General features: G+C 73.1%; 18 protein-coding genes. 16 read left to right on the top strand and 2 right to left on the bottom strand.

Features of this window, described 5'->3' with window-relative positions; genetic code table 11:
* The first annotated feature begins 42 nt into the window (after positions 1-42).
* Positions 43-3,198, top strand: a complete 3,156-nt coding sequence (gene ileS / locus SM450_RS30520) for an isoleucine--tRNA ligase (RefSeq protein ID WP_474623239.1) — start codon at positions 43-45, stop codon at positions 3,196-3,198.
* Between the two features lie 154 nt (positions 3,199-3,352).
* Positions 3,353-4,033 (top strand): lysophospholipid acyltransferase family protein, encoded by a 681-nt coding sequence (locus SM450_RS30515; protein ID WP_474623238.1) that lies wholly within the window; start codon positions 3,353-3,355, stop codon positions 4,031-4,033.
* A 9-nt stretch (positions 4,034-4,042) separates the two neighbouring features.
* On the opposite strand, the gene SM450_RS30510 is transcribed toward SM450_RS30515, so the two are convergent.
* Positions 4,043-5,557: a hypothetical protein gene (locus SM450_RS30510; protein WP_474623237.1), complete on the bottom strand. Its 1,515-nt coding sequence runs from the start codon at positions 5,555-5,557 to the stop codon at positions 4,043-4,045.
* A 198-nt stretch (positions 5,558-5,755) separates the two neighbouring features.
* On the opposite strand from SM450_RS30510, the gene SM450_RS30505 reads away from it, so the two are divergent.
* The 11 genes from SM450_RS30505 (at position 5,756) to SM450_RS30455 (ending at position 18,712) form a co-directional block, all read left to right on the top strand.
* Complete coding sequence (locus tag SM450_RS30505; RefSeq protein ID WP_474623236.1) at positions 5,756-7,738, top strand: TIGR03960 family B12-binding radical SAM protein; 1,983 nt, start codon at positions 5,756-5,758, stop codon at positions 7,736-7,738.
* A 129-nt stretch (positions 7,739-7,867) separates the two neighbouring features.
* Positions 7,868-8,344: a hypothetical protein gene (locus SM450_RS30500; RefSeq protein ID WP_474623235.1), complete on the top strand. Its 477-nt coding sequence runs from the start codon at positions 7,868-7,870 to the stop codon at positions 8,342-8,344.
* A gap of 14 nt (positions 8,345-8,358) precedes the next feature.
* A complete protein-coding gene (locus SM450_RS30495) occupies positions 8,359-9,837 on the top strand; it encodes a hypothetical protein (protein ID WP_474623234.1) in 1,479 nt (492 codons plus the stop codon).
* A gap of 10 nt (positions 9,838-9,847) precedes the next feature.
* Positions 9,848-11,056: a type VII secretion-associated serine protease mycosin gene (mycP, locus tag SM450_RS30490; RefSeq protein WP_474623233.1), complete on the top strand. Its 1,209-nt coding sequence runs from the start codon at positions 9,848-9,850 to the stop codon at positions 11,054-11,056.
* A gap of 237 nt (positions 11,057-11,293) precedes the next feature.
* Positions 11,294-12,013: a TIGR03936 family radical SAM-associated protein gene (locus SM450_RS30485; RefSeq protein WP_474623248.1), complete on the top strand. Its 720-nt coding sequence runs from the start codon at positions 11,294-11,296 to the stop codon at positions 12,011-12,013.
* Between the two features lie 130 nt (positions 12,014-12,143).
* A complete protein-coding gene (locus SM450_RS30480) occupies positions 12,144-15,272 on the top strand; it encodes an Rne/Rng family ribonuclease (RefSeq protein ID WP_474623232.1) in 3,129 nt (1,042 codons plus the stop codon).
* A gap of 116 nt (positions 15,273-15,388) precedes the next feature.
* Entirely contained in the window at positions 15,389-15,862 is a 474-nt protein-coding gene (locus SM450_RS30475) for a hypothetical protein (RefSeq protein ID WP_474623231.1), read from the top strand.
* Positions 15,863-16,048: 186 nt separating this feature from the next.
* Positions 16,049-16,366, top strand: a complete 318-nt coding sequence (gene rplU / locus SM450_RS30470) for a 50S ribosomal protein L21 (protein WP_474623230.1) — start codon at positions 16,049-16,051, stop codon at positions 16,364-16,366.
* 11 nt (positions 16,367-16,377) lie between these two features.
* Complete coding sequence (rpmA, locus tag SM450_RS30465) at positions 16,378-16,632, top strand: 50S ribosomal protein L27 (protein ID WP_109818441.1); 255 nt, start codon at positions 16,378-16,380, stop codon at positions 16,630-16,632.
* Between the two features lie 90 nt (positions 16,633-16,722).
* A complete protein-coding gene (gene obgE / locus SM450_RS30460; RefSeq protein ID WP_474623229.1) occupies positions 16,723-18,192 on the top strand; it encodes a GTPase ObgE in 1,470 nt (489 codons plus the stop codon).
* A 70-nt stretch (positions 18,193-18,262) separates the two neighbouring features.
* Positions 18,263-18,712, top strand: coding sequence for a GNAT family N-acetyltransferase (locus tag SM450_RS30455; RefSeq protein ID WP_474623228.1), 450 nt, complete (start codon positions 18,263-18,265; stop codon positions 18,710-18,712).
* A gap of 32 nt (positions 18,713-18,744) precedes the next feature.
* On the opposite strand, the gene SM450_RS30450 is transcribed toward SM450_RS30455, so the two are convergent.
* Positions 18,745-19,221 carry a DUF4383 domain-containing protein gene (locus tag SM450_RS30450; RefSeq protein WP_474623227.1) on the bottom strand — a complete coding sequence of 159 codons (477 nt, stop codon included), beginning with the start codon at positions 19,219-19,221 and terminating at the stop codon, positions 18,745-18,747.
* A 195-nt stretch (positions 19,222-19,416) separates the two neighbouring features.
* Here SM450_RS30450 and SM450_RS30445 point away from each other — a divergent pair, with 195 nt between their 5' ends.
* The 3 genes from SM450_RS30445 to SM450_RS30435 are packed head-to-tail and all read left to right on the top strand — an operon-like array spanning position 19,417 to position 21,336.
* On the top strand, positions 19,417-20,202 hold the full coding sequence (locus SM450_RS30445) for an ATP synthase subunit B family protein (protein WP_474623226.1): 786 nt from the start codon (positions 19,417-19,419) through the stop codon (positions 20,200-20,202).
* Between the two features lie 31 nt (positions 20,203-20,233).
* Positions 20,234-20,701 carry a phage holin family protein gene (locus SM450_RS30440; protein ID WP_474623225.1) on the top strand — a complete coding sequence of 156 codons (468 nt, stop codon included), beginning with the start codon at positions 20,234-20,236 and terminating at the stop codon, positions 20,699-20,701.
* The gene (locus SM450_RS30435; RefSeq protein ID WP_474623224.1) at positions 20,698-21,336 is read left to right on the top strand and encodes a DUF3618 domain-containing protein; all 639 of its coding nucleotides are present in this window, start codon (positions 20,698-20,700) and stop codon (positions 21,334-21,336) included. Before SM450_RS30440 ends, SM450_RS30435 begins: the two co-directional genes overlap by 4 nt.
* The last annotated feature ends 116 nt before the right edge of the window (positions 21,337-21,452 follow it).

Here is a 21,452-nt window from a genome sequence, read left to right as displayed (position 1 = left end):
CTCGCAGGTGGAGGGGGGTGCGGGGCGGGTAGGGTCGGCGTGATGGCCTATCCGTTGCACGACCCGAGTCGCGCCGGCGTCCCGGCTGGCCCGGACCTGCCCGCGGTCGAGCGCCGGGTGCTTGAGCACTGGAGCACCGACAGGACCTTCGAGGCAAGCGTCGCGGCCCGGCCGGCCGGCGAGAACGGGACGAACGAGTACGTCTTCTACGACGGCCCGCCGTTCGCCAACGGCCTGCCGCACTACGGCCACCTCTTCACCGGGTACGTGAAGGACGTGGTGCCGCGCTACCAGACCATGCGCGGGCGGCACGTGGAGCGCCGGTTCGGCTGGGACTGCCACGGGCTGCCGGCCGAGGTGGTGGCCGAGAAGCAGCTCGGCATCACCACCAAGGCGGAGATCCTCGACCTGGGCGTGGCCCGGTTCAACGACGCCTGCCGGTCCAGCGTGCTGGAGTTCACCCAGGACTGGGAGCGGTACGTCACCCGGCAGGGCCGCTGGGCGGACTTCGCCGACGACTACAAGACGCTCGACCTGGACTACATGGAAAGCGTCATGTGGGCCTTCCGAGCCCTGTACGACAAGGGTCTGGTCTACGAGGGCTTCCGGGTGCTCGCGTACTGCTGGCGGTGCGAGACCCCGCTGTCGAACACCGAGACCCGGATGGACGACGTCTACCGGGACCGGCACGACCCGACGCTTACCGTGTGGTTCGAGCTGACCGCCGACGAGTCCGCGCCCGAGCCGCTGCGTGGGCCGGTCAAGCTGGGCGTCTGGACCACCACGCCGTGGACGCTGCCGTCGAACCTGGCGCTCGCCGTCGGCCCGGACATCGAGTACGCGGTGCTGGAACGCGACGGTGCGCGGTACGTGGTCGGCGCCGCCCGCCTCGGCGCGTACGCCAAGGAGCTTGAGGGGTACGAACGGGTCGGCACCGTGCCCGGCCGGGACCTGGTCGGACGCCGCTACACCCCGCTCTACGACTTCCTGGTCGAGCCGGCCGGGCCGAACGCCTACCAGGTGCTCGGCGCGGAGTTCGTCACCACCGAGGACGGCACCGGGATCGTCCACCTGGCGCCCGCGTTCGGCGAGGACGACCAGAACACCTGCACCGCCGCAGGCATCCCGACAGTGGTCACGGTGGACGACCACACCCGGTTCACCGCGCTCGTCCCGCCGTACCGGGGCGAGCAGGTTTTCGACGTGAACAAGCCGGTGATCCGGGAGCTGAAGGAGCGGGGGGTGGTGCTGCGGCAGGACGTCCACACCCACCCGTACCCGCACTGCTGGCGCTGCGACACCCCGCTCGTCTACAAGGCGGTGTCGTCGTGGTTCGTCGCGGTGACCACGTTCCGGGACCGGATGGTCGAGCTGAACCAGCAGATCAACTGGACGCCTGGGCACATCAGGGACGGCTCGTTCGGCAAGTGGCTCGCCAACGCCCGGGACTGGTCGATCAGCCGGAACCGGTTCTGGGGCTCGCCGATCCCGGTGTGGCGCTCGGACGACCCGAACCACCCGCGCGTCGACGTGTACGGCTCGCTCGACGACATCGAGCGCGACTTCGGCGTACGCCTGACCGACCTGCACCGGCCGGCGGTGGACGACCTGGTCCGCCCCAACCCGGACGACCCGACGGGCAGGTCCATGATGCGCCGGGTGCCGGAGGTGCTGGACTGCTGGTTCGAGTCCGGCTCGATGCCGTTCGCCCAGGTGCACTACCCGTTCGAGAACGCGGACTGGTTCGAGCACCACTACCCGGGTGACTTCATCGTCGAGTACATCGGGCAGACCCGCGGCTGGTTCTACACCATGCACGTGCTCGCCACCGCGCTGTTCGACAGGCCGGCGTTCCGCAACTGCCTGAGCCACGGCATCCTGCTCGGCGCCGACGGGCGCAAGATGTCCAAGAGCCTGCGCAACTACCCGGACGTCTACCACGCCTTCGACTCCTACGGGTCGGACGCGATGCGGTGGATGCTGATGTCCTCGCCGGTGCTGCGCGGCGGGGACATGGCGGTCACCGAGACGCTGATCCGGGACGCGGTGCGCCAGGTGCTGCTGCCGCTGTGGAACGTCTGGTACTTCTTCACGCTCTACGCCAACGCGGACGACCACCTGGCGCGGCGTCGCACCGACTCGACGAACGTGCTCGACAGGTACGTGCTGGCGAAGACGAACGAGCTGGTGGCGACCGTCGGCGCGCAGATGGACGCCTACGACATCTCCGGCGCGTGCGCGACCGTCCGGTCCTACCTGGACGCGCTCACCAACTGGTACGTGCGCCGCTCCCGGGACCGGTTCTGGGCCGGTGACGCGGACGCGTTCGACACGCTCTGGACCGTGCTGGAGACGCTCTGCCGGGTGGTGGCGCCGCTGGCGCCGCTGACCGCCGAGGAGATCTGGCGCGGGCTGACCGGCGAGCGGTCGGTGCACCTGACCGACTGGCCGGCCGCCGAGGAGTTCCCGGCCGACCACGAGCTGGTCTCCGCGATGGACAACGTCCGGGCGGTCGCCTCGGCCGCGCTGTCGCTGCGCAAGGCGAAGGGCCTGCGGGTCCGGCTGCCGCTGGCGAAGCTGACCGTGGCGTCGCCTGTCGTCGACCAGCTCCGGCCCTTCGCCGACCTGGTCGCCGACGAGGTCAACGTGAAGGAGGTCGTGCTCACCGACGACGTGTCCGCGTACAGCCAGCAGGTGTTGACAGTGGTGCCGCGGGCGCTCGGCCCGCGCGTCGGCAAGGTAGTCCAGCAGGTGATCAGGGCGGTCAAGGCGGGGGAGTGGGAGCTGCGTGACGGCGCCCCGGTCGCCGCCGGGGTCACCCTGGCCGAGGGCGAGTACGAGCTGCGGCTGGTCGCCGCCGACGCGGAGCACTCCGCCCCGCTGCCAGGTGGTGCGGGCGTGGTGGTGCTTGACACCGAGGTCACGCCGGAACTGACCGCCGAGGGGCTGGCCCGGGACGTGGTCCGGGTGGTCCAGCAGGCCCGCCGCGACGCCGACCTGGGCATCTCCGACCGGATCACGGTGACGGTCTCGGCCTCCGAGCAGGTGCGCGCGGCGGTGGCCGCGTTCCGCGACTTCGTGGCGCGGGAGGTGCTGGCGGAGAGCGTCGACTTCGTCGGGGGCGTCGCCGATCTCGCCGGCTTCGCCGGGGAGGTCGGCGACGGCGAGCGCGTGGTGGTCACCGTCCGCCGGGTGTAAGGCGGGGGCCCTTGTTAACGCATTCGGTATAGGAAGGGGCCCCGCTTAACCTCGGCGCACCGAGCGGGTGGACTGCGGGCCACCCGCTCGGCCGGGGGTGACGGCGTCGGCTACCGTGACAGCGCCTGTTTCGCGTACGACCGCCGGAGGACCCGTGCCCCTGCTCTACACCATCGGCAAGCTCACCGTGGCGCCCGCGCTCCGGTTGGCCTTCCGGCCGCACGCGGAGGGGTTGGAGCACATTCCGGCGACCGGCGGCGCGATCTTCGCGGGCAACCACCTCTCCGTCGCCGACGAGCTGCTGCTCGGCACCGTGGTCCCCCGGCACCTCGCGTTCTGGGCCAAGTCGGAATACTTCAGCGGCACCGGGCTCAAGGGCGGCTTCTCCAAGTTCGTCCTCACCGGGCTGGGCGCGATCCCGGTCGAGCGGGGCGGCGGGCGGGCGGCGCTCTCCGCGTTCGACGCCGCGATCCCGGTGCTCCAGGCCGGTGACCTGGTCGCCGTCTACCCGGAGGGCACCCGCTCCCCGGACGGCCGGCTCTACCGCGGTCGCACCGGCGCGACCCGGCTGGCGGTGGCCGCCGGGGTGCCGATCATCCCGGTCGGCGTGACCGGCACCGACAAGGCCCAGCCGATCGGGACCCGGGTGCCCCGCCCGGGCCGCGCCAAGATCACCATCAAGTTCGGCAAGCCGATCGACTTCACCGGCCGGCCCGACGACCGGGCGTCGCTGCGGGCCATGACCGACGAGCTGATGGCCGAGATCCAGAAGCTCACCGGCCAGGAGTACGTGCCGCGCTACGCCCCGAAGCGCGCCGAGCAGCCGCCGGCCTGACCCGCCCGCTCAGGACTGCTTCGGGACCACCACCTGCTGGCGTAGGTCGTTCAGCAGCCGGCCACTGTCGTCCACGGACAGCCGGGTGAACACACCGGTGGTCAGGCTGCCGTGGTCGACCGAGGTGCACACCACCACCGTGTCGCCGTCCGCCCGGCCGACCGCACAGCGCTCGTACCGGCCCCGGACACCGGTGTCCACGGTCACCGAGGGTTGCAGCTCGTAGTCGCCGGCGAGGCGCTTCAGCTCGGCCTCGGCGTCGGACTCCGGGCTGAACCGCAGGCCGGTGCTGCCGAAGAGCGTGACCCGCTTGCCGTCGTTCGTGGCGTAGATGCCGGCGAACGTGTCCTCGGCGAGCAGGTGCGCCTGGCGTACCTGACCCTTCAGCTTCTCGGCGTCGGCCTGGCTGCGTTCGTCCTGGCGCAGCCGCATCGAGTCGATCTGGTCGGGGAGGCTGGCGCTGGCCGGATACTGGCTGGACAGCGGCTGGACCCACCACAGCGGGACGCCGCAGCAGCACGCCACGGTCAGCAGCAGCACCCAGGGCCAGCGGCGCCGTCGGCGTACCGGCACCGGCACGTACCCCCGGGGGGCCTGCCACCCGGGCGGCGGCGCGGCCGGCGGCGCGGTCTTCCCCCGGCGCTGCTTCGGCGGCCGGGCCTGCTGGGGCGGTCGGGCCGGGACGACCGGGGCCGGCGGCGGAACGTGCGCGGGCGGTGACACCGGCCGGGCGACCGGCGGACCCGGGTACGGCGGGGTGTGTGCGGGCGGCGCCGGGTGGGCGGGATGCGGACCCGGGTACGGCGGGGTGTGCGGCGGCGGTGACACCGGGTGGGCGGGATGCGACGCCGGGTGGGCCGACACCGGCCAGGGCGCGGTGAACGGCGTCGTGGCCGGCAGCGCCGGCAGCTCGGCGGAGGGAAGGTTCCACCCGGTGGTGTCCACCCCGGCCCACGGGTCGACCGGGGTGGCGTGCTCGGGCGAGTCGATTGGCGGCACCGGCGTGGGCTCGGCGGACTCGCCCCAGCCGCGGCGGCGCGCCGGCGGGGGCGGGACCGGGGCGGAGCCGCTCCACCGGGGCACCTGCGGCTCCACACGGGTGGGCGGTGGTCCGTCCTCGATCCGGGTGGGGTCGACGGCGGGCGGGGCCGGTGCGACGAGGCCGGGCACGCTTGCGGAGCCACGGGCCCGACCGGCCGGGGCGGCGGGGTCGGTTCCGGGGTCGCCGGTCGCCACCGGCTCGACCGTCCCCGCCTGCTCGGGCTCGTCGGCGTCGTCCGTCGCCGGGTCGGGTGCGGGCGGCGCGTCGGGTGCGGGCGGCGCGTCGGGTGCGGGCGGCGCGTCGGGTGCCGACGGCGCGTCGGGTGCGGGCGGCGCGTCCGGTGCGGACAGCGCGTCCGGTGCCGACGGCTCGGTGGTGTCCTCGGCGTCGGCCGGTGTCGGTACGGCGGTCGGCGGCCCGGTGACGGACGGCTCCTCAGCCCCGTCGGCCGGCCGGCCCGCCCCCGGCTGCGGCTGCGGCATCGCGGCAATCTCCTCTCGCGCCCGTTGCGAGGTTAGTACCGCCCCGCCACCGGCCACGAATCGTGGACCGATGATCAAGGAGTTCGGGTCGGCGGGAGCGCGGCCGGGCGCGCCAACTCCTTGATCACCCGGACGGGCGCCGCGGGAAGGGTGCCGGTGGGGGATGCGGGGACGGGACACCGCGTACCCTTGGGCATCATGAGTGCCCCGTCCACGACCCCACGTCCCCCCGCCACCAACTCGGTGTGGCCCCGGCTGGAGCCGTTGCTGCCGCAGGTGACCAAACCCATCCAGTACGTGGGTGGCGAACTGGGCGCGGTGGTCAAGGACTGGGACGCGGCGACCGTCCGGTGGGCGCTGATGTATCCGGACGCGTACGAGGTGGGCCTGCCCAACCAGGGCGTCCAGATCCTCTACGAGGTGCTCAACGAGCTGCCCGACGTGCTCGCCGAGCGCACCTACGCGGTATGGCCGGACCTGGAGGGGCTGATGCGCGCCCACGGCGTGCCGCAGTTCACCGTCGACGCGCACCGCCCGGTGCGTGACTTCGACGTGTTCGGCGTCTCGTTCTCCACCGAGCTGGGCTACACCAACCTGCTCGCCGCGATCGACCTGGCCGGCATCCCGCTGCTCGCCGCCGACCGCACCGCCGCCGACCCGGTGATCGTGGCCGGCGGACACGCCGCGTTCAACCCGGAGCCGATCGCCGACTTCGTCGACGCCGCGGTGCTCGGCGACGGCGAGGAGGCGGTGCTGGAGATCACCGCGATCGTCCGGGAGTGGAAGGCCGAGGGCGCGCCGGGCGGCCGGGACGAGCTGCTGCTGCGGCTGGCCCGCACCGAGAGCGTCTACGTGCCGCGCTTTTACGACGTCGACTACCTGCCCGACGGGCGGATCCAGCGGGTCGTGCCGAACCGCCCCGACGTGCCGTTCCGGGTGCACAAGCGCACGACGATGGACCTCGACGCCTGGCCGTACCCGAAGAAGCCCCTGGTCCCGCTCGCCGAGACGGTCCACGAGCGGTATGCGGTGGAGATCTTCCGGGGCTGCACCCGGGGCTGCCGGTTCTGCCAGGCCGGCATGATCACCCGGCCGGTGCGGGAGCGTTCGATCACGACTGTCGGCCAGATGGTGCAGCAGGGGCTGGAGTTCTCCGGCTTCCACGAGGTGGGCCTGCTGTCGCTGTCGTCGGCGGACCACTCCGAGATCGGCGACATGTGCTCCGGCCTGGCCGAGCAGTACGAGGGCACGAACGTCTCGCTCTCGCTGCCGTCGACCCGGGTGGACGCGTTCAACATCGACCTCGCGCAGGAGTTGTCCCGCAACGGGCGGCGGACCGGCCTGACCTTCGCCCCGGAGGGCGGGTCGGAGCGGATCCGCAAGGTCATCAACAAGATGGTGTCGAAGGAAGACCTGATCCGCACCGTGGTCACGGCCTACACCAACGGTTGGCGGCAGGTGAAGCTCTACTTCATGTGCGGCCTGCCCACCGAGACCGACGACGACGTCCTCGAGATCGCCGACATGGCGCACGAGGTGATCCGCGCCGGGCGCGCGGCGACCGGCTCCAAGGACATCCGCTGCACGGTCTCCATCGGTGGTTTCGTGCCGAAGCCGCACACCCCGTTCCAGTGGGCCCCGATGGCGCGTCCGGAGGTCATCGACGGCCGGCTCAAGCTGCTCAAGCAGGCGATCAACAGCGACCGCTCGCTGGGTCGGGCGATCGGTTTCCGCTATCACGACGGCGAGCCGTCGCTGATCGAGGGCCTGCTGTCCCGGGGCGACCGCCGGGTCGGCGCGGTGATCCGCCGGGTCTGGGAGAACGGCGGCCGGTTCGACGGCTGGAGCGAGCACTTCTCCTACCAGCGCTGGGTGGACGCCGCGGCCGAGGTGCTGCCGACGTTCGGCGTCGACCTCGACTGGTACACCACCCGCGAGCGTACGGAGCTGGAGGTCCTGCCCTGGGACCACCTCGACTCCGGCCTGGACAAGGACTGGCTCTGGCAGGACTGGCAGGACTCGCTGTCGGAGTACGAGCAGGACGACTGCCGCTGGACGCCCTGCTTCGACTGCGGCGTCTGCCCGTCCATGGACACCGAGATCCAGATCGGCCCGACCGGCCGGAAGCTGCTCCCGCTGACGCCTGTCGGCGGTCTGCGGCAGCCCGCCGCCGCGGGCTGAGCGCGCCAGGTCTGCCGGAGCGCGGGAACCCCTCGGGGTTCCCGCGCTCCGTCGCGTTTCGCGCGGACCGCCCGCTCCGCCGGGGCGGGGGTGCCCGGACTGGTGGTTCCTCGATACGCTGCGTCCGTAATGGACCGGCCCCGGGCCGGTAGCGGGGAGGACAGCAGCATGGGCATCACGCCGCCGGACACCGGCGACCTGCACGTCAGCGTCGAGGACCTGGACGCCGCCGCCGACTACGTCGAGCGCCTCAAGCAGTACGTCGACGACACCATCGGTTACGAGATGGACCGCATCAAGGAACGGATGAAGGGCGACAGCGGCAACGCCCAGACGGTGCCCAACGGCACCCCGTTCGGCGGGTACGAGGACGCCCGGATGCAGTGGGCGGCGCTGACCCGGTCCACGGCCAACATGGAGGCCCACCTCAAGGCCATCTCCACGAAGCTGGCCGGCCTGAAGAAGGGCACCGAGGACATCGCGAAGGCGTTCCGTGACGCGGAGGCCCGCAACGCGGCCAACGGCAAGCAGATCGAGCGGCTGCTGGAGTCCGCGGCGCCGCCGCCGGAGGCCGGGCAGCAGCCCACCTACCCGTACACGGCCTGAGGGGGGAGACGGTCATGGCTGGAGGCACCTGGGAGCGCGCCGTGCGCGAGGTGACGCTGTCGGCGGACCCGGAGACGGTCGGGTCCGTGGGGGCGGGCTGGAGCAACCTCTCCACCGCGCTCGGCTACCTGCGTGACTCGCTTGTCGGGCGCTCGTTCGTCGGCCCGATCGCGCCGGGCCAGGAGCGTCCGCACAGCGGCGGCCTGCCCGGGTTGCTTGCCGGTTGGAAGGGCAGCGGCGGCGACGCGTACCGCGAGCACCTGACCGGCATCGGCAAGGACGTCGAGGAGCTGATCACGCACGCCAGCGGCGTCGGCGGGGCGCTGTCGCGGATCGAGGGCGACATCCGTACGGCGGTGGCAAGCATCCCGATCCCGCTGATGGACGACTTCGGCTGGAACGAGTGGAGCCTGCCCGGCGGCACCGAGCTGGACGACGCCCGCGACGGCGAGAGCCAGTCCGGTTTCCTCGCCTCCCTGCGCCAGGACTACGGGAGCAACCCGGCGCTCTACGCCGACGGGGCGTTCCGCGACAAGGCCGACGACCTGGAAGCCACCATGAAGGTCGACGGCAACGCCGAGGACCACAAGCGCGGCGGCTGGTGGGACACCAAGTCACATCTGGACAACTGGTACCGGGACAACCAGGAGGCGGCCAACCGGGCTATGTCGCCGCTGCCCACCGCGGTGGAGACCGAGCGCCCCAAGCTGGCCGTACCCGAGCCCCGAAGCACGTCCGAGGACGGCTACCGCCCGGACACCCGCGTGCCGCCGTCCGGCGTACCCGACACCGGTCTGCCGGGTGGCGGCGGTGGCGGTGGCGGTGGCGGTGGCGGTGGCGGCAAGATGCCCTCGCTTGGCAGCACCGGGATCGGCGATGCCGGCGGCGCCGGCGGCGGTGGCGGCGGCTCGTTCACGCCCCCGCCGACCATCGGTGGCGCCGACTTCGGCGGCGGGTCCGGCGGCTCCGGCTCGCACGTCCCGCCGGTCACCGGCGGCCTGCCCGGCTCCGGCGACCACGACTACGGCACCGGCCTGGCCGGCGCGGGCGGCCCGGGCTCGATCACGGCCGGCGGTCCAGCCAGCGGCTTCGGTGGCGGTGGCGGGTTGAGCACGGTTGGTGGTGGCGGAGGCGGCTTCGGTGGCGGAGGGGCCGGTCTCGGCTCCGCCGGTGGCCTCGGTGGCGGCGGCCTCGGCGCGGCCGGCGGGATGGGCGTGGGCGCGCTGCCCGGCATGGTGGGCGGCGGCAACGGCAAGATCCCGCCGCTGACGAGCGCGGCAAACGCGTTGCGCGGCGCCGCGGGCGCGGGCGGCGTGGGCCCGGGTGGCGCCCGCGGCGGCCTGGCCGGCGGCGGAATGGTGGGCGGCGGCATGATGGGCGGCCACGGTGGCGCCGGGCACGGCGGCGGCGGGGGCGAGCATTCGTCGTGGTTGACTGAGGATGACGATCCGTGGGGTGCCGGTGACGGTGGGTCCCCGGGCATCCTGCGATGAGGACGGACCGATGAGGGTTGACGTCGGCGCGCTCCGGCCGGTGGGGGCCGGACTGCTTGCCGGTCTGATGCTGCTGGGGGCCGCCCAGCCGGCGGTCGCCGCGCCGCGCCGGGCCGAGCAGTGGTACCTGGACGAGTTGCGGATCGACCGGGCGCACCAGATCTCCACCGGTCGGGGTGTCGTGGTCGGCGTGGTGGACACCGGTGTCGACGCCGGTCACCCGGACCTGCGAGGCCGGCTTCTCGCCGGTGGCAGCACCTCGGGCGACGGTGACGGCCGGCGCGACCCGGAGGGCCACGGCACCCACATGGCCGGGCTCATCGCGGCCAACGGCACCGGGGTGGTGGGCGTCGCGCCGGACGCTCGGATTCTGCCCATCCGCGTGCCGTCGGACGAGGTGGGCGGCCCGGGACCGTCCGCGATCGGGATCCGGATGGCGGTCGACGGTGGCGCCACGGTGCTCAACCTGTCCTACGGCCACGCCGGGCTCTCCGACGAGGAGGAGCAGGCCGCGGTCCGGTACGCGCTGGAGCACGACGTGGTCGTCGTCTCCGCGGTGGGCAACGTCCGGGAGCTCGGTCCGGACATCAGCGCGCCGGCCCGGTACCCCGGCGTGATCGCGGTGACCGGCACCGTCCGGGGCGGTGGTTTCTGGTCCGGCTCGGCCCACGGTCCGCAGGCGGTGATCGCCGCGCCGGGGGACGAGGTCTACAACATCGGCCCGGACAAGGGTTACGGCTGGGGCGACGGCACCTCCGACTCCAGCGCCATCGTGGCCGGCGTCGCGGCGCTGATCCGGTCGAAGTACCCGAAGCTCTCCGCGCCCGACGTGATCAACCGGATCATCCGTACCGCCCGGGACGCCGGTCCGCCCGGCCGCGACCCGCGGTTCGGTTTCGGCCGGATCGATCCGGTGGCGGCGCTCACCGCCGATGTGCCGTCGGTCTCGGCGAATCCGCTGCTCGGCCCGACCTCGCCCGGCGCATCCCCGCCGCCGGCCGCCGCGGAGGACGACAACTTCGACGTGACCAGGTACGGCGACCGGGGCGGCCCGACCGACACGCAGGTCATGGTGGTCGGCATCGGCATCGCCGTGGCGCTTGTGGTGCTGGTGGCGCTCGTGGTGTTCCTGATCTGGAACCGGCGCCGGCACCGGCGTGAGCTGGCCCGGGCGGGGCAGATCCCGGACGACGTGCTCGACCGGATAAACGCCCCCTGACGGCCCGAGGTCGATCATGAGGTTGGCGTCCGGTTCCGAGATCCACGCCGCCGCCAACTTCATGATCACCCGGCGTGGGTCGGTTACCGGGCGGTCGGCCCGGCTGGGGCCCGGTCGCGGGGTGCGGCGGGGGCTGCGCCAGGATGGGGCGGACACGCAGGCACAGCCGAGGAGTTCACGATCGCCAGAAAGCCTCAACCCGAGGGCGGGCAGGCGCCCGTCGTCCAGCGGGTCCGCATCCGGTACGCCAAGCGTGGACCGCTGCGCTTCACCTCGCACCGGGACTTCGCCCGGGCCTTCGAGCGCGCGCTGCGCCGGGCCGGCGTGCCGATCGCCTTCTCCCAGGGCTTCACCCCGCACCCCAAGATCTCGTACGCCTCGGCGGCGCCGACAGGTGTCGCAAGCGAGGCCGAATACCTGGAGATCGGCCTGCGCGAGCCGGTCGACCCGGAGCGTCTCCGCGCCGCGCTGGACGCCGCGCTCTCGCCCGGGCTCGACGTGCTCGACGCGGTTCACGCCACCGGCGGCAGCCTGGCCGACCGGATCGAGGCGTCCCGGTGGCGGATCGAGTTGCCCGAGGTCGATCCGGACGTGCTCCGGGCGGCGGTGGCTGCCTTCACCGCCGCCGAGGAGATCCAGGTCGAGCGGATGACCAAGCAGGGCCGGCGCACCTTCGACGCCCGCAGCGCGGTGATAGCCATCGATGCGCTGGTGCCGGGTGAGACGCCTTCCGGAACGCCGGCCGTACCGTGTGCGATACTCGAACTGGTCGTGCGGCAGGTCACCCCGTCCGTACGACCCGATGACGTCCTTTCCGGCCTCCGCGTGGTGGCCGACCTGGAGCCGCCGGTCACCCCGAAGGTGATCCGGCTGGCGCAGGGCACGCTGACCGCGCAGGGCGAGATCGTCGATCCGTTGGACGCGGATCGCGACGGGGCAGCCATCGGAGAGCACTGACCGTCGGTCAGCGCTCTGGCAGGCAGACTTCGGCGGTCGCGCTTCCGCGCGCCCGGCGGAAACACCTTTGCGGCGACCCTGCGTGGCAGCGCTCACCCGCGCCCGGGGCAGCCAGAACTGGAGAACGTCCATGCTCGAGAACGAGCCCGAGGGCGGCGAACGGACCGGCGCGGAGCCGGCCGTCACCGACAACACCGGCAGCACCGGTGGCGCTGCCGACAGCGCCGCCGCCGAGGCGAAGCCGCCGGCCCGCAAGCGGGCCAGCCGCCGCAAGGCGGCTCCGCTCAACCAGCCGGAGCAGACCGATGCGCCGGTCGAGGCGTCCGCCGCGGCCACCGGCAGCGGTGAGTCACCGCAGGCCGAGGTGTTCGCGCCGGTGGCCGGTGAGCTGGAGGCCGCGCCGAAGACCACCCGCCGGCGCCGCAAGGCGACCCCGGCGAAGGCGGTCGAGGAGCCGGTGGCCGCCGCCGGGGTGGAGGCCACCTCGGACGAGGTGGTGCCGCCGGTCAAGGTGACCCGGACGCGCCGCCGCAAGGCCACCCCGCCCGCCGCTGAGCCGGCCACCGTCGCCGAGTCGCCGACCGAGGCCCCCGCGGAGGCGGCCGAGCCCGCCGTGGCGCCGCCCGCAGCGGCCGAACCGCAGGTCGACGCCGTGATCGACGGACCGGTCTCGGTCCCCGGGGGCGCGGACGAGATCACCGAGGGTCGTGCCCCGCTCGATGCCGACGATGACGCGGACGGCGAGGACGCCGTGGACGAGCCCACTCCGGCCGAGGGCGCCGTGCGCCGTACCCGCGGTAGGAGCGGCCGGGCCGGGGGCGGTCCGCGCCGTACCGACGAGACCGACCTGGCGCGGGCCGGCGGGCTGGCCGACGACACCGGCACGGTGTCGACAGGCGCCGCCGTGCCGGGCGCCGCGGAGGAGCCGGCCGAGGCACGCCCGCCCACCGGCCGCCGGCGCCGGGCCGCGCTCTCCGCGCCGACCGTCCTGTTCATGCCTCCGCAGCCCGAGGAGGCCCCGGCCGTCCAGGTCAGCTACCCGGCCGCCGAGGAGCCCGTGGAGGAGCCGGTCGAGACCGGCCGGCGTCGCCGCCGTGGCCGTCGGGAGGCCGAGCCGGTGGAGGCCGAGGTCGAGGCCGAGCCCGCCGAGGAGGAGTCGACCGCCGAGGCCGAGGAGGCCGCCGAGGCCGAGGACGACGACGACACGGCCGAGGGCCGGCGTCGGCGTCGGCGCGGTCGGCGCGGCCGTGGGCGCGGCAAGGGCGGCGCCGACGAGGCCGAGGACGAGGAGTCCGGTGCGGCGGAGATGGCCGAAGCCGAGGCCGAGGAGCCCAACGAGGACGCCGAAGGCGAGGGGATGACCCGTCGCCGTCGCCGTCGCCGTCGCCGGGGCGCGGGCGAGGCGGACGGCGCCACCGAGGACGGTGTGCCCACCGTCGTCAAGATCCGGGAGCCGCGCAAGGCGGTCGACGAGGTGCAGGGCGTCTCCGGGTCGACCCGGCTGGAGGCCAAGCGGCAGCGCCGCCGGGACGGTCGCGAGCAGCGGCGGACCCGGCCGCCGATCCTGAGCGAGTCGGAGTTCCTGGCCCGCCGCGAGGCGGTCGACCGGACGATGGTGGTCCGCCAGCGTGGCGACCGCACCCAGATCGCGGTGCTCGAGGACGGCGTGCTCGTCGAGCACTACGTGACCCGCAACTCCTCCGGCACCATGGCCGGCAACGTCTACCTGGGCAAGGTGCAGAACGTCCTGCCCAGCATGGAGGCGGCCTTCGTCGACATCGGGCGCGGGCGCAACGCCGTGCTCTACGCCGGCGAGGTCAACTGGGACTCTACCGGGCTGGAGGGCCGGGCCCGTTCGATCGAGCAGGCGCTGCGGTCCGGCGACCCGGTGCTGGTGCAGGTCACCAAGGACCCGATCGGGCACAAGGGCGCGCGGCTCACCAGCCACGTCGCGCTCTCCGGCCGGCACCTGGTCTACGTGCCCAACGGCAACGCCTCCGGGATCAGCCGCAAGCTGCCCGACACCGAGCGCAAGCGGCTGCGGGACATCCTCAAGAAGCTGGTGCCGGACGGCGCGGGCGTGATCGTCCGGACCGCGGCCGAGGGCGCCAGCGAGGACGAGCTGGCCCGGGATGTCAAGCGGCTCCAGGCGCAGTGGGAGGAGATCCAGGCCAAGGCGTCGTCAGGTGGCGCGCCGGTGCTGCTCTACGAGGAGCCGGACCTGGTCATCCGGGTGGTCCGGGACCTCTTCAACGAAGACTTCCGCGAGCTGGTCATCGAGGGCGAGTCGGCGTACGACGTGGTCGAGTCGTACCTGTCGCACGTGTCGCCGGACCTGGTGGCGCGGTTGCGCCGGCACGCCGGCGTCGCCGACGTGTTCGCCGAGTACCGGATCGACGAGCAGATCCTCAAGGGGCTGGACCGCAAGGTCTTCCTCCCCTCCGGCGGCTCGCTGGTGATCGACCGGACCGAGGCGATGACAGTCGTCGACGTGAACACCGGCAAGTACACCGGCTCCGGCGGCAACCTGGAGGAGACGGTCACCCGCAACAACCTGGAGGCGGCCGAGGAGATCGTCCGCCAGCTCCGGCTGCGCGACCTCGGCGGCATCGTGGTGATCGACTTCATCGACATGGTGCTGGAGTCGAACCGCGAGCTGGTGCTGCGCCGGCTCACCGAGTGCCTCGGCCGGGACCGCACCAAGCACCAGGTCACCGAGATCACCTCGCTCGGCCTGGTGCAGATGACCCGCAAGCGGATCGGCGCGGGCCTGCTGGAGGCGTTCAGCGAGACCTGCGAGTGCTGCAAGGGCCGGGGCGTCGTCATCCACACCGAGCCGGTGCCGGAGAAGCCGCGAAGCGGCGGCGCGGGGGAGAAGGTCAAGGCGGTCGCCTCGGCGGTCGCGCCGGTCGAGGAGAAGGGCCGTCGCCGGGGTCGCAAGGCCACCGCGGAGAAGCCCGCCGTGGCGGCCGAGCCCGAGCCGCCGGCCGCCGCCGAGCCGGAGCGGACCGTCGCCGAGGTGGTCGAGTCCCCCGACGACTACTACGACACCCAGGGCTACGACCTGTCCCGGTTCGCGGCCGACACGCCGGCCGCGCCGGCGGTGGCGGACAGCCAGGAGGGCGACTCGGCCCGGCTGGCCGCCGCCGACGACCCGGACGCGATCGGTGACGGCGAGAGCGACGACGAGGGCGCCGACGGAGGCACCCCGCGGCGACGGTCCCGGCGCGGCGGCGCCCGGCGGCGTACCCGGCCGTGAGCCGCTGACCTGCGTGGCGTTTGACAGGGCCCCTGATCCGGCAACAGAGTGCCGGGCAGGGGCCCTGCCGTTCCCGTCGACCCCCGGTCGGGCCGGCGCGCCCCGGAGGAGGAGACATGCGTCGGGTGCTCGCGGCCACCGCGCTGACCGGACTGCTGCTGGCCGGGGCGGGCTGCGCCGACCGGAACGACGACCCGTTCGCGGTGGGCTTCGCCTCACCGGCCCCGGCCGCCACCGCACCCACTCCGGCCCCGACCGCCACCGGGGACGCGGGCGTCTGCGCCCGGGCGAAGCAGGCCGGCTCCGCCGCCGTGCAGACGTACGTGTTCAAGCTGGCGGAGATGTTGCGGGCCGGCGGCACCGGGGACAGGAGCACCGCGAAGGCCGCCGAGCGGGACGCGGAGGCCGCGCTGGCGGGCTGGCGGGACGTGCTGCGGGAGCAGGCGGGGAAGGCCACCGACCCGCCGCTGCGGACGCTCCTGGCGGACCTGGCGACCGAGGTGGGCGGGCTCGGCACCGACGTGCGGTCGATCGACGAGACGGAGTTCGATCGGCTCCAGCAGCGTCTCGACGAGCTCTGCCCGGCCTGACCGGCGGCCCGGTTTGGGGGGCGGGCCGGGTATGGCGTACTCTTGCCTGCGGCGCACTTTGGTGTGCCTAGTTCCCGCGCGCCCGCGCCGCCGGTGTCACGGCTCCCGGCGAGACGCCGTGGGAACGACCGGCCGGCGACGGTCGGAAAGACGCCAGCAGCCTCAACGACAGGGAGTGCGCCTCCGATGTACGCGATCGTCAAGACCGGCGGCAAGCAGTACAAGGTCGCCGAGGGCGACGTGATCGAGGTCGAGAAGCTCACCGGTGCCCCCGGTGACGCGGTGAAGCTCACCGCGGTGCTCCTCGTCGACGGTGACGACCTGGTGACCGACGCGGCGAAGCTCGCCGAGGTCGCCGTGTCCGGCGAGATCGCCGCGCACACCAAGGGCCCGAAGATCCGGATCCACAAGTTCAAGAACAAGACCGGCTACCACAAGCGCCAGGGTCACCGTCAGCCGCTGACCCAGGTCAAGGTGACCGGCATCTCCAACAGCGGGAAGTAGGTCGTCCTCCAATGGCTCACAAAAAGGGTGCGTCCAGCTCGCGTAACGGTCGCGACTCCGCGGCCCAGCGGCTCGGCGTGAAGCGCTTCGGTGGTCAGGTCGTCAGCGCGGGTGAGATCCTCATCCGTCAGCGTGGCACCAAGTTCCACCCCGGTGACCTGGTCGGCCGTGGCGGCGACGACACGCTGTTCGCGTTGTCCGCCGGCTCGGTCCTGTTCGGCACCAAGCGCGGTCGCAAGACCGTCAGCATCGTTCCGCAGCAGTAGTTCGAAGGCGAAGCGGGCCGCGGACCTCGGGTCCCGGCCCGCTTCGCCTTTCCACGCGCGGGGCGGAACCCCGCTGGAAGGATTGGCGTCGTGACGACGTTCGTTGACCGGGTCGTCCTGCACATGCAGGCCGGCGACGGCGGGCACGGCTGTGTCTCGATCCACCGGGAGAAGTTCAAGCCCTTCGGTGGCCCGGACGGCGGCAACGGTGGCCACGGCGGCAGCGTGTCGCTCGTGGTCGACCCTCAGGTCACCACGCTGCTCGACTTCCACTTCCGGCCGCACCTGAAGGCCGACAACGGCAAGGGCGGCGCCGGCTCGAACCGGGACGGCGCGAACGGCCGCGACCTCGTGATCAAGGTGCCGAACGGCACCGTGGTGCAGAGCCTCGACGGCGAGGTGCTTGCCGACCTGGTCGGCGTCGGCACCACGTTCGAGGCGGCCCGGGGCGGCCGGGGCGGGCGGGGCAACGCCTCCCTGGCGAACGCCCGCCGCAAGGCGCCGGGCTTCGCCGAGCTGGGTGAGCCCGGCGACAAGCTCGACGTGGTGCTGGAACTCAAGAGCGTCGCCGACGTCGGCCTGGTCGGCTTCCCGTCCGCCGGCAAGTCCTCGCTGATCTCGGTGGTCTCCGCGGCCAAGCCGAAGATCGCCGACTACCCGTTCACCACGTTGGTGCCCAACCTGGGCGTGGTCCGGGTGGACAACCACACCTTCACCGTCGCCGACGTGCCCGGCCTGATCCCGGGCGCCGCCACCGGCAAGGGCCTGGGCCTGGAGTTCCTCCGCCACGTCGAGCGCTGCGCCGTGCTGGTGCACGTGGTCGACACCGCGACGCTGGAGCCCGGCCGTGACCCGCTCGCCGACATCGACGCCATCGAGTCGGAGCTGACCCAGTACGGCGGGCTCGCCGACCGGCCCCGGCTGGTCGCGCTCAACAAGGTCGACGTGCCGGACGGGAAGGACCTGGCCGACATCGTCCGACCCGACCTGGAGGCCCGTGGCTTCCGCGTCTTCGACGTCTCCAGCGCCACCCGGGAGGGCCTGCGCGAGCTGACGTACGCGATGGCCCAGTTGGTCGACGAGGGCCGCCGCGCCGCCCCGCCGGCCGAGCCGACCCGGGTCGTGATCCGCCCGAAGGCGGTCGACGACGCCGGCTTCACCGTCGAGGCCGAGCCGGACGGCTCCTACACGGTGCGCGGCGACCGGCCGGAGCGCTGGGTGAAGCAGACCAACTTCGACAACGACGAGGCCGTCGGCTTCCTGGCCGACCGGCTGGCCCGCCTCGGCGTCGAGGAGAAGCTGGCGAAGGCCGGCGCGCAGGCCGGCGACCTGGTGCGGATCGGCGAGCGGGAGTTCGACTGGCAGCCGACGCTCTACGCCGGGGTCGACTTCGTCCCCGGCAACCGGGGCACGGACCTGCGGCTGGAGGACAAGTCGACACGTCCCCGGGCCGCCGACCGGCTGGAGGCCCGCAAGGCCCGCCGGCGGCGCCCGGAGGACGAGATCGAGGGAACGCCGGAGACCTCGGCGGACGACCTGGACGACCTGGACGACGAATAGTTCGGCTCCGTCCGTGTTCGGGACGTTGGCCGGAAACCTCCGCGAAATCCGGCCTACCTACCGTGACCGGATGCTTATCGAATCCCGGCCCGGCACCGATCCGGAGATCGCCACGCTCGTCGTCGCCCAGCAGCGTGAGCTGCGGGAGGCCGACGGCGGTCTGGACGGTCAGGTCACCGTCACGCACGCCGACGTCCGCTACCTGGCGGCCGTGGTCGGTGGCCGGGCGGTCGGCTGCGGTGGGCTCCAGACGCTCGACGCCGACACCGGCGAGCTGAAGCGGATGTACGTCCGGCCGGCGTACCGGGGTCGGGGCATCGCCCGGCAGTTGCTGCTCGCGCTTGAGGAGCTCGCCTTCCGGCAGGGGCACCGGACGGTGTGCCTGGAGACCGGCACCTACCTGCCGGCCGCGATCGCCCTCTACCGCTCCGCGGGCTACCAGCCCGTCCCGGTGTACGGCGAGTACGTGGACAACCCGTACAGCGTCTGCTTCGCCAAGCGGCTGCCGGTGGCGGCCTGAGCCTTCCGCACGCCTCAGGCGCTCGTCTGCGGTCAGGGTCGGTCGATCGGAGTGTCGGGCCGGCTCCCGGTGCCCACCTCGTTGTTCAGCAGCAGTCCGGTGGCCAGCATGCCGAAGCCGAGGAACAGGTGCAGCCAGTTGTCGGCGTCGTTGATCGGCACGAAGTTCGCCGCGCTCTCCCGGTCGATGGCGAATCCGTACAGCCAGAGCACCAGATAGAGCGCGCCGCCGCCGGCCAGGAACACCCGCGCGCCGGCCAGCCGCCGGGCCGCCACCAGGCCGACCAGCCCGAAGAGCAGGTGCACCAGGTTGTGCAGCACCGACACCTGGAACAGCCCGAACAGCTTCGCTCCGGAGTGGTGCCCGGCGAACGCCATCCGGCCGTAGTGCGCGGTGATGCCGGGGATGAAGCCGAGCACGCCGATCAGCACGAACACGGCGGCGACCGCCAGAGCGACCTTCTGCACGGCCGGCCGGGCCGGCGCACGCCCGCGCACGTCGCGTGCCATCGCGGTCACCCCCCGTGGACGATCTCGCCGTCCGTGCGGCCGGCATTCCATTGTGTGACCGATGCCTGTCGCTTCCGCAGAGAAATCACGAATGAGGCATGGACCTGCCGACTGGGGGTAGGGAACTTGTCACGCGGAAAGTATTCGCGTGCCCCCCGAACACAACCGCTTGACAACACGAGCGGAAGGGAAACCATGACTCAGGATCTTTCACCCACGTCCGCCACGTACGAGTCGACGAACGGCGGCGGCGTACGCGATCAGGCCCGCCGGGTCGGCTCCGACGCCGCAAGCGCCGGCGGAGCGGTCGCCCAGACCGCCAAGGAGCAGGGCCAGGAGGTGGTGGGCGAGGCCAAGCGGCAGGCCCGCGACCTTTATGGCGAGGCCCGCAACCAGGTCACCACCCAGGCCGGTCAGCAGCAGCGGCGTGCCGCCGGCGGCCTGCGGTCGCTTGCCGACGAGATGCGGTCCATGGCGCAGCAGGGTGGCGGCTCCGGGCCGGTCACCGAGCTGGCCCAGCAGGCGGCCGAGCGCGTGCACGGCGTGGCCGGCTGGCTGGAGCAGCGTGAGCCGGGCGACCTGCTCAACGAGGTGAAGGGTTACGCCCGCCGCAACCCCGGCACGTTCCTGGTCGGCGCCGCCCTGCTGGGCGTGGTCGCCGGTCGGCTCACCCGGAACATCGCCGCCGTGGGCAACGACAGCGACGGGGACCGGCCGGCCTACGACCCGGACCGGACCGCCGCCATCCCGACCGCGCGTGCGGTGCCGGACCAGGTGCCGCCGGGCGGCTACCTCGACCCGACGCCTGGCACCTACGCCGAGCCGGACCCGGGCTACTCCGCGCCCGGCACGACCTACCCGGGCGGCGGCGCCCCGAACACCTGGGCCGACCCGGCCGGTGGCACCGGCCAGCCGCTGCCCCCGCCGGAGCGGACCGACCCGCTGCCGGGTGTCCCGTCGACCGGCGCTCCCCGCCCGTGAGCCGCCGGACCGGCAGAAGGGAGGCAGCGGCATGACCGTACCGACGCAGGATCCGGGCTACCAGCCGGCGGGCTACCCACCGGCGGGCGCGCCGCACCAGGCCGGCGAGGTGCGCGGCAGCTCGCTCGGCGAGTTGATGCGCCAGGTCACCGCTGACCTCTCCACGCTGATGCGGCAGGAGGTCGAGCTGGCCAAGGCGGAGATCCGCCAGGAGGGCAAGAAGGCGGGCAAGGCCGCCGGTCTCTTCGGCGGCGCCGGCTTCGGCGGCTACATGGTGGCGCTCTTCGTCTCCATCGCCGTGTGGCAGTTCCTCGACAACGTGATGGACTCCGGGCTGGCCGCGCTGATCGTGGCCGTGATCTGGGCCGCGGTCGCCGCCGTCCTCTACTCGATGGGGAAGAAGAACGCCGAGCGGATCCGCGGCCTGAAGCAGACAAACGACAGCGTGCAGCGCATCCCCGACGCGCTCAAGCCGCACCCGGAGGGAGTCACCCGATGAGCACCGATCCCGACCAGATCCGCCGCGAGATCGAAGCCACCCGCAACAACCTCAGCTCGGACGTGGACGCCCTGGCGTACAAGGTCAGCCCGGGCCGCATCGTCGACGACCGCAAGCAGCGCGTCCGCAGCGCGCTGACAAACGTGAAGGAAAAGGTGATGGGAACCGCTTCCGACCTCGGCCACACCACCGGCCACGCCGCCCACTCGGTGGGTGACCACGCCTCCTCGGCGGCCTCCACCGTGGGCGACAGGGCACACTCCGCCGCCGCCACCGTCAGCGACGCCGCGCACCGGGCGCCGCAGGTGGTCCGGCGGAAGTCCGAGGGCAACCCGATCGCCGCCGGCGTGATCGCCTTCGGCGTCGGCATGCTGGTCTCCTCGCTGATCCCGGCCACCCGCCGCGAGCAGGAACTCGCCGCGCAGGTCAAGGAGAAGGCGACCGAGCACAGCGGCGTGGTCAAGGAGAAGCTCGGTGAGGTCGCCGGCGAGCTCCGGGACGAGCTGCGCGAGCCGGCCCAGCAGGCCGCCGAGTCGGTGCGGTCCACCGCGCGGGACGCCGCGCATGCCGTACAGGACGACGGTCGCAGCGCCGCGCAGGACGTCCGGCACAGCGCCGAGCAGGTGCGTTCCTGACGGCACCGCCCCCGCGCGTTAGTACTCCAGCAGGAGATCCGTTTCAGGGCTCGGTGAGGGCTTGTCGGGCGTAGTGGCTGATCTTGGCTTCGGCTTGGTGTTGGCGTCGGAAGATG

The sequence above is a fragment of the Micromonospora marincola genome (assembly GCF_056150385.1).
Note: the sequence above shows the minus strand (reverse complement) of the source record. Positions and strands in the feature narration are given on the sequence as shown.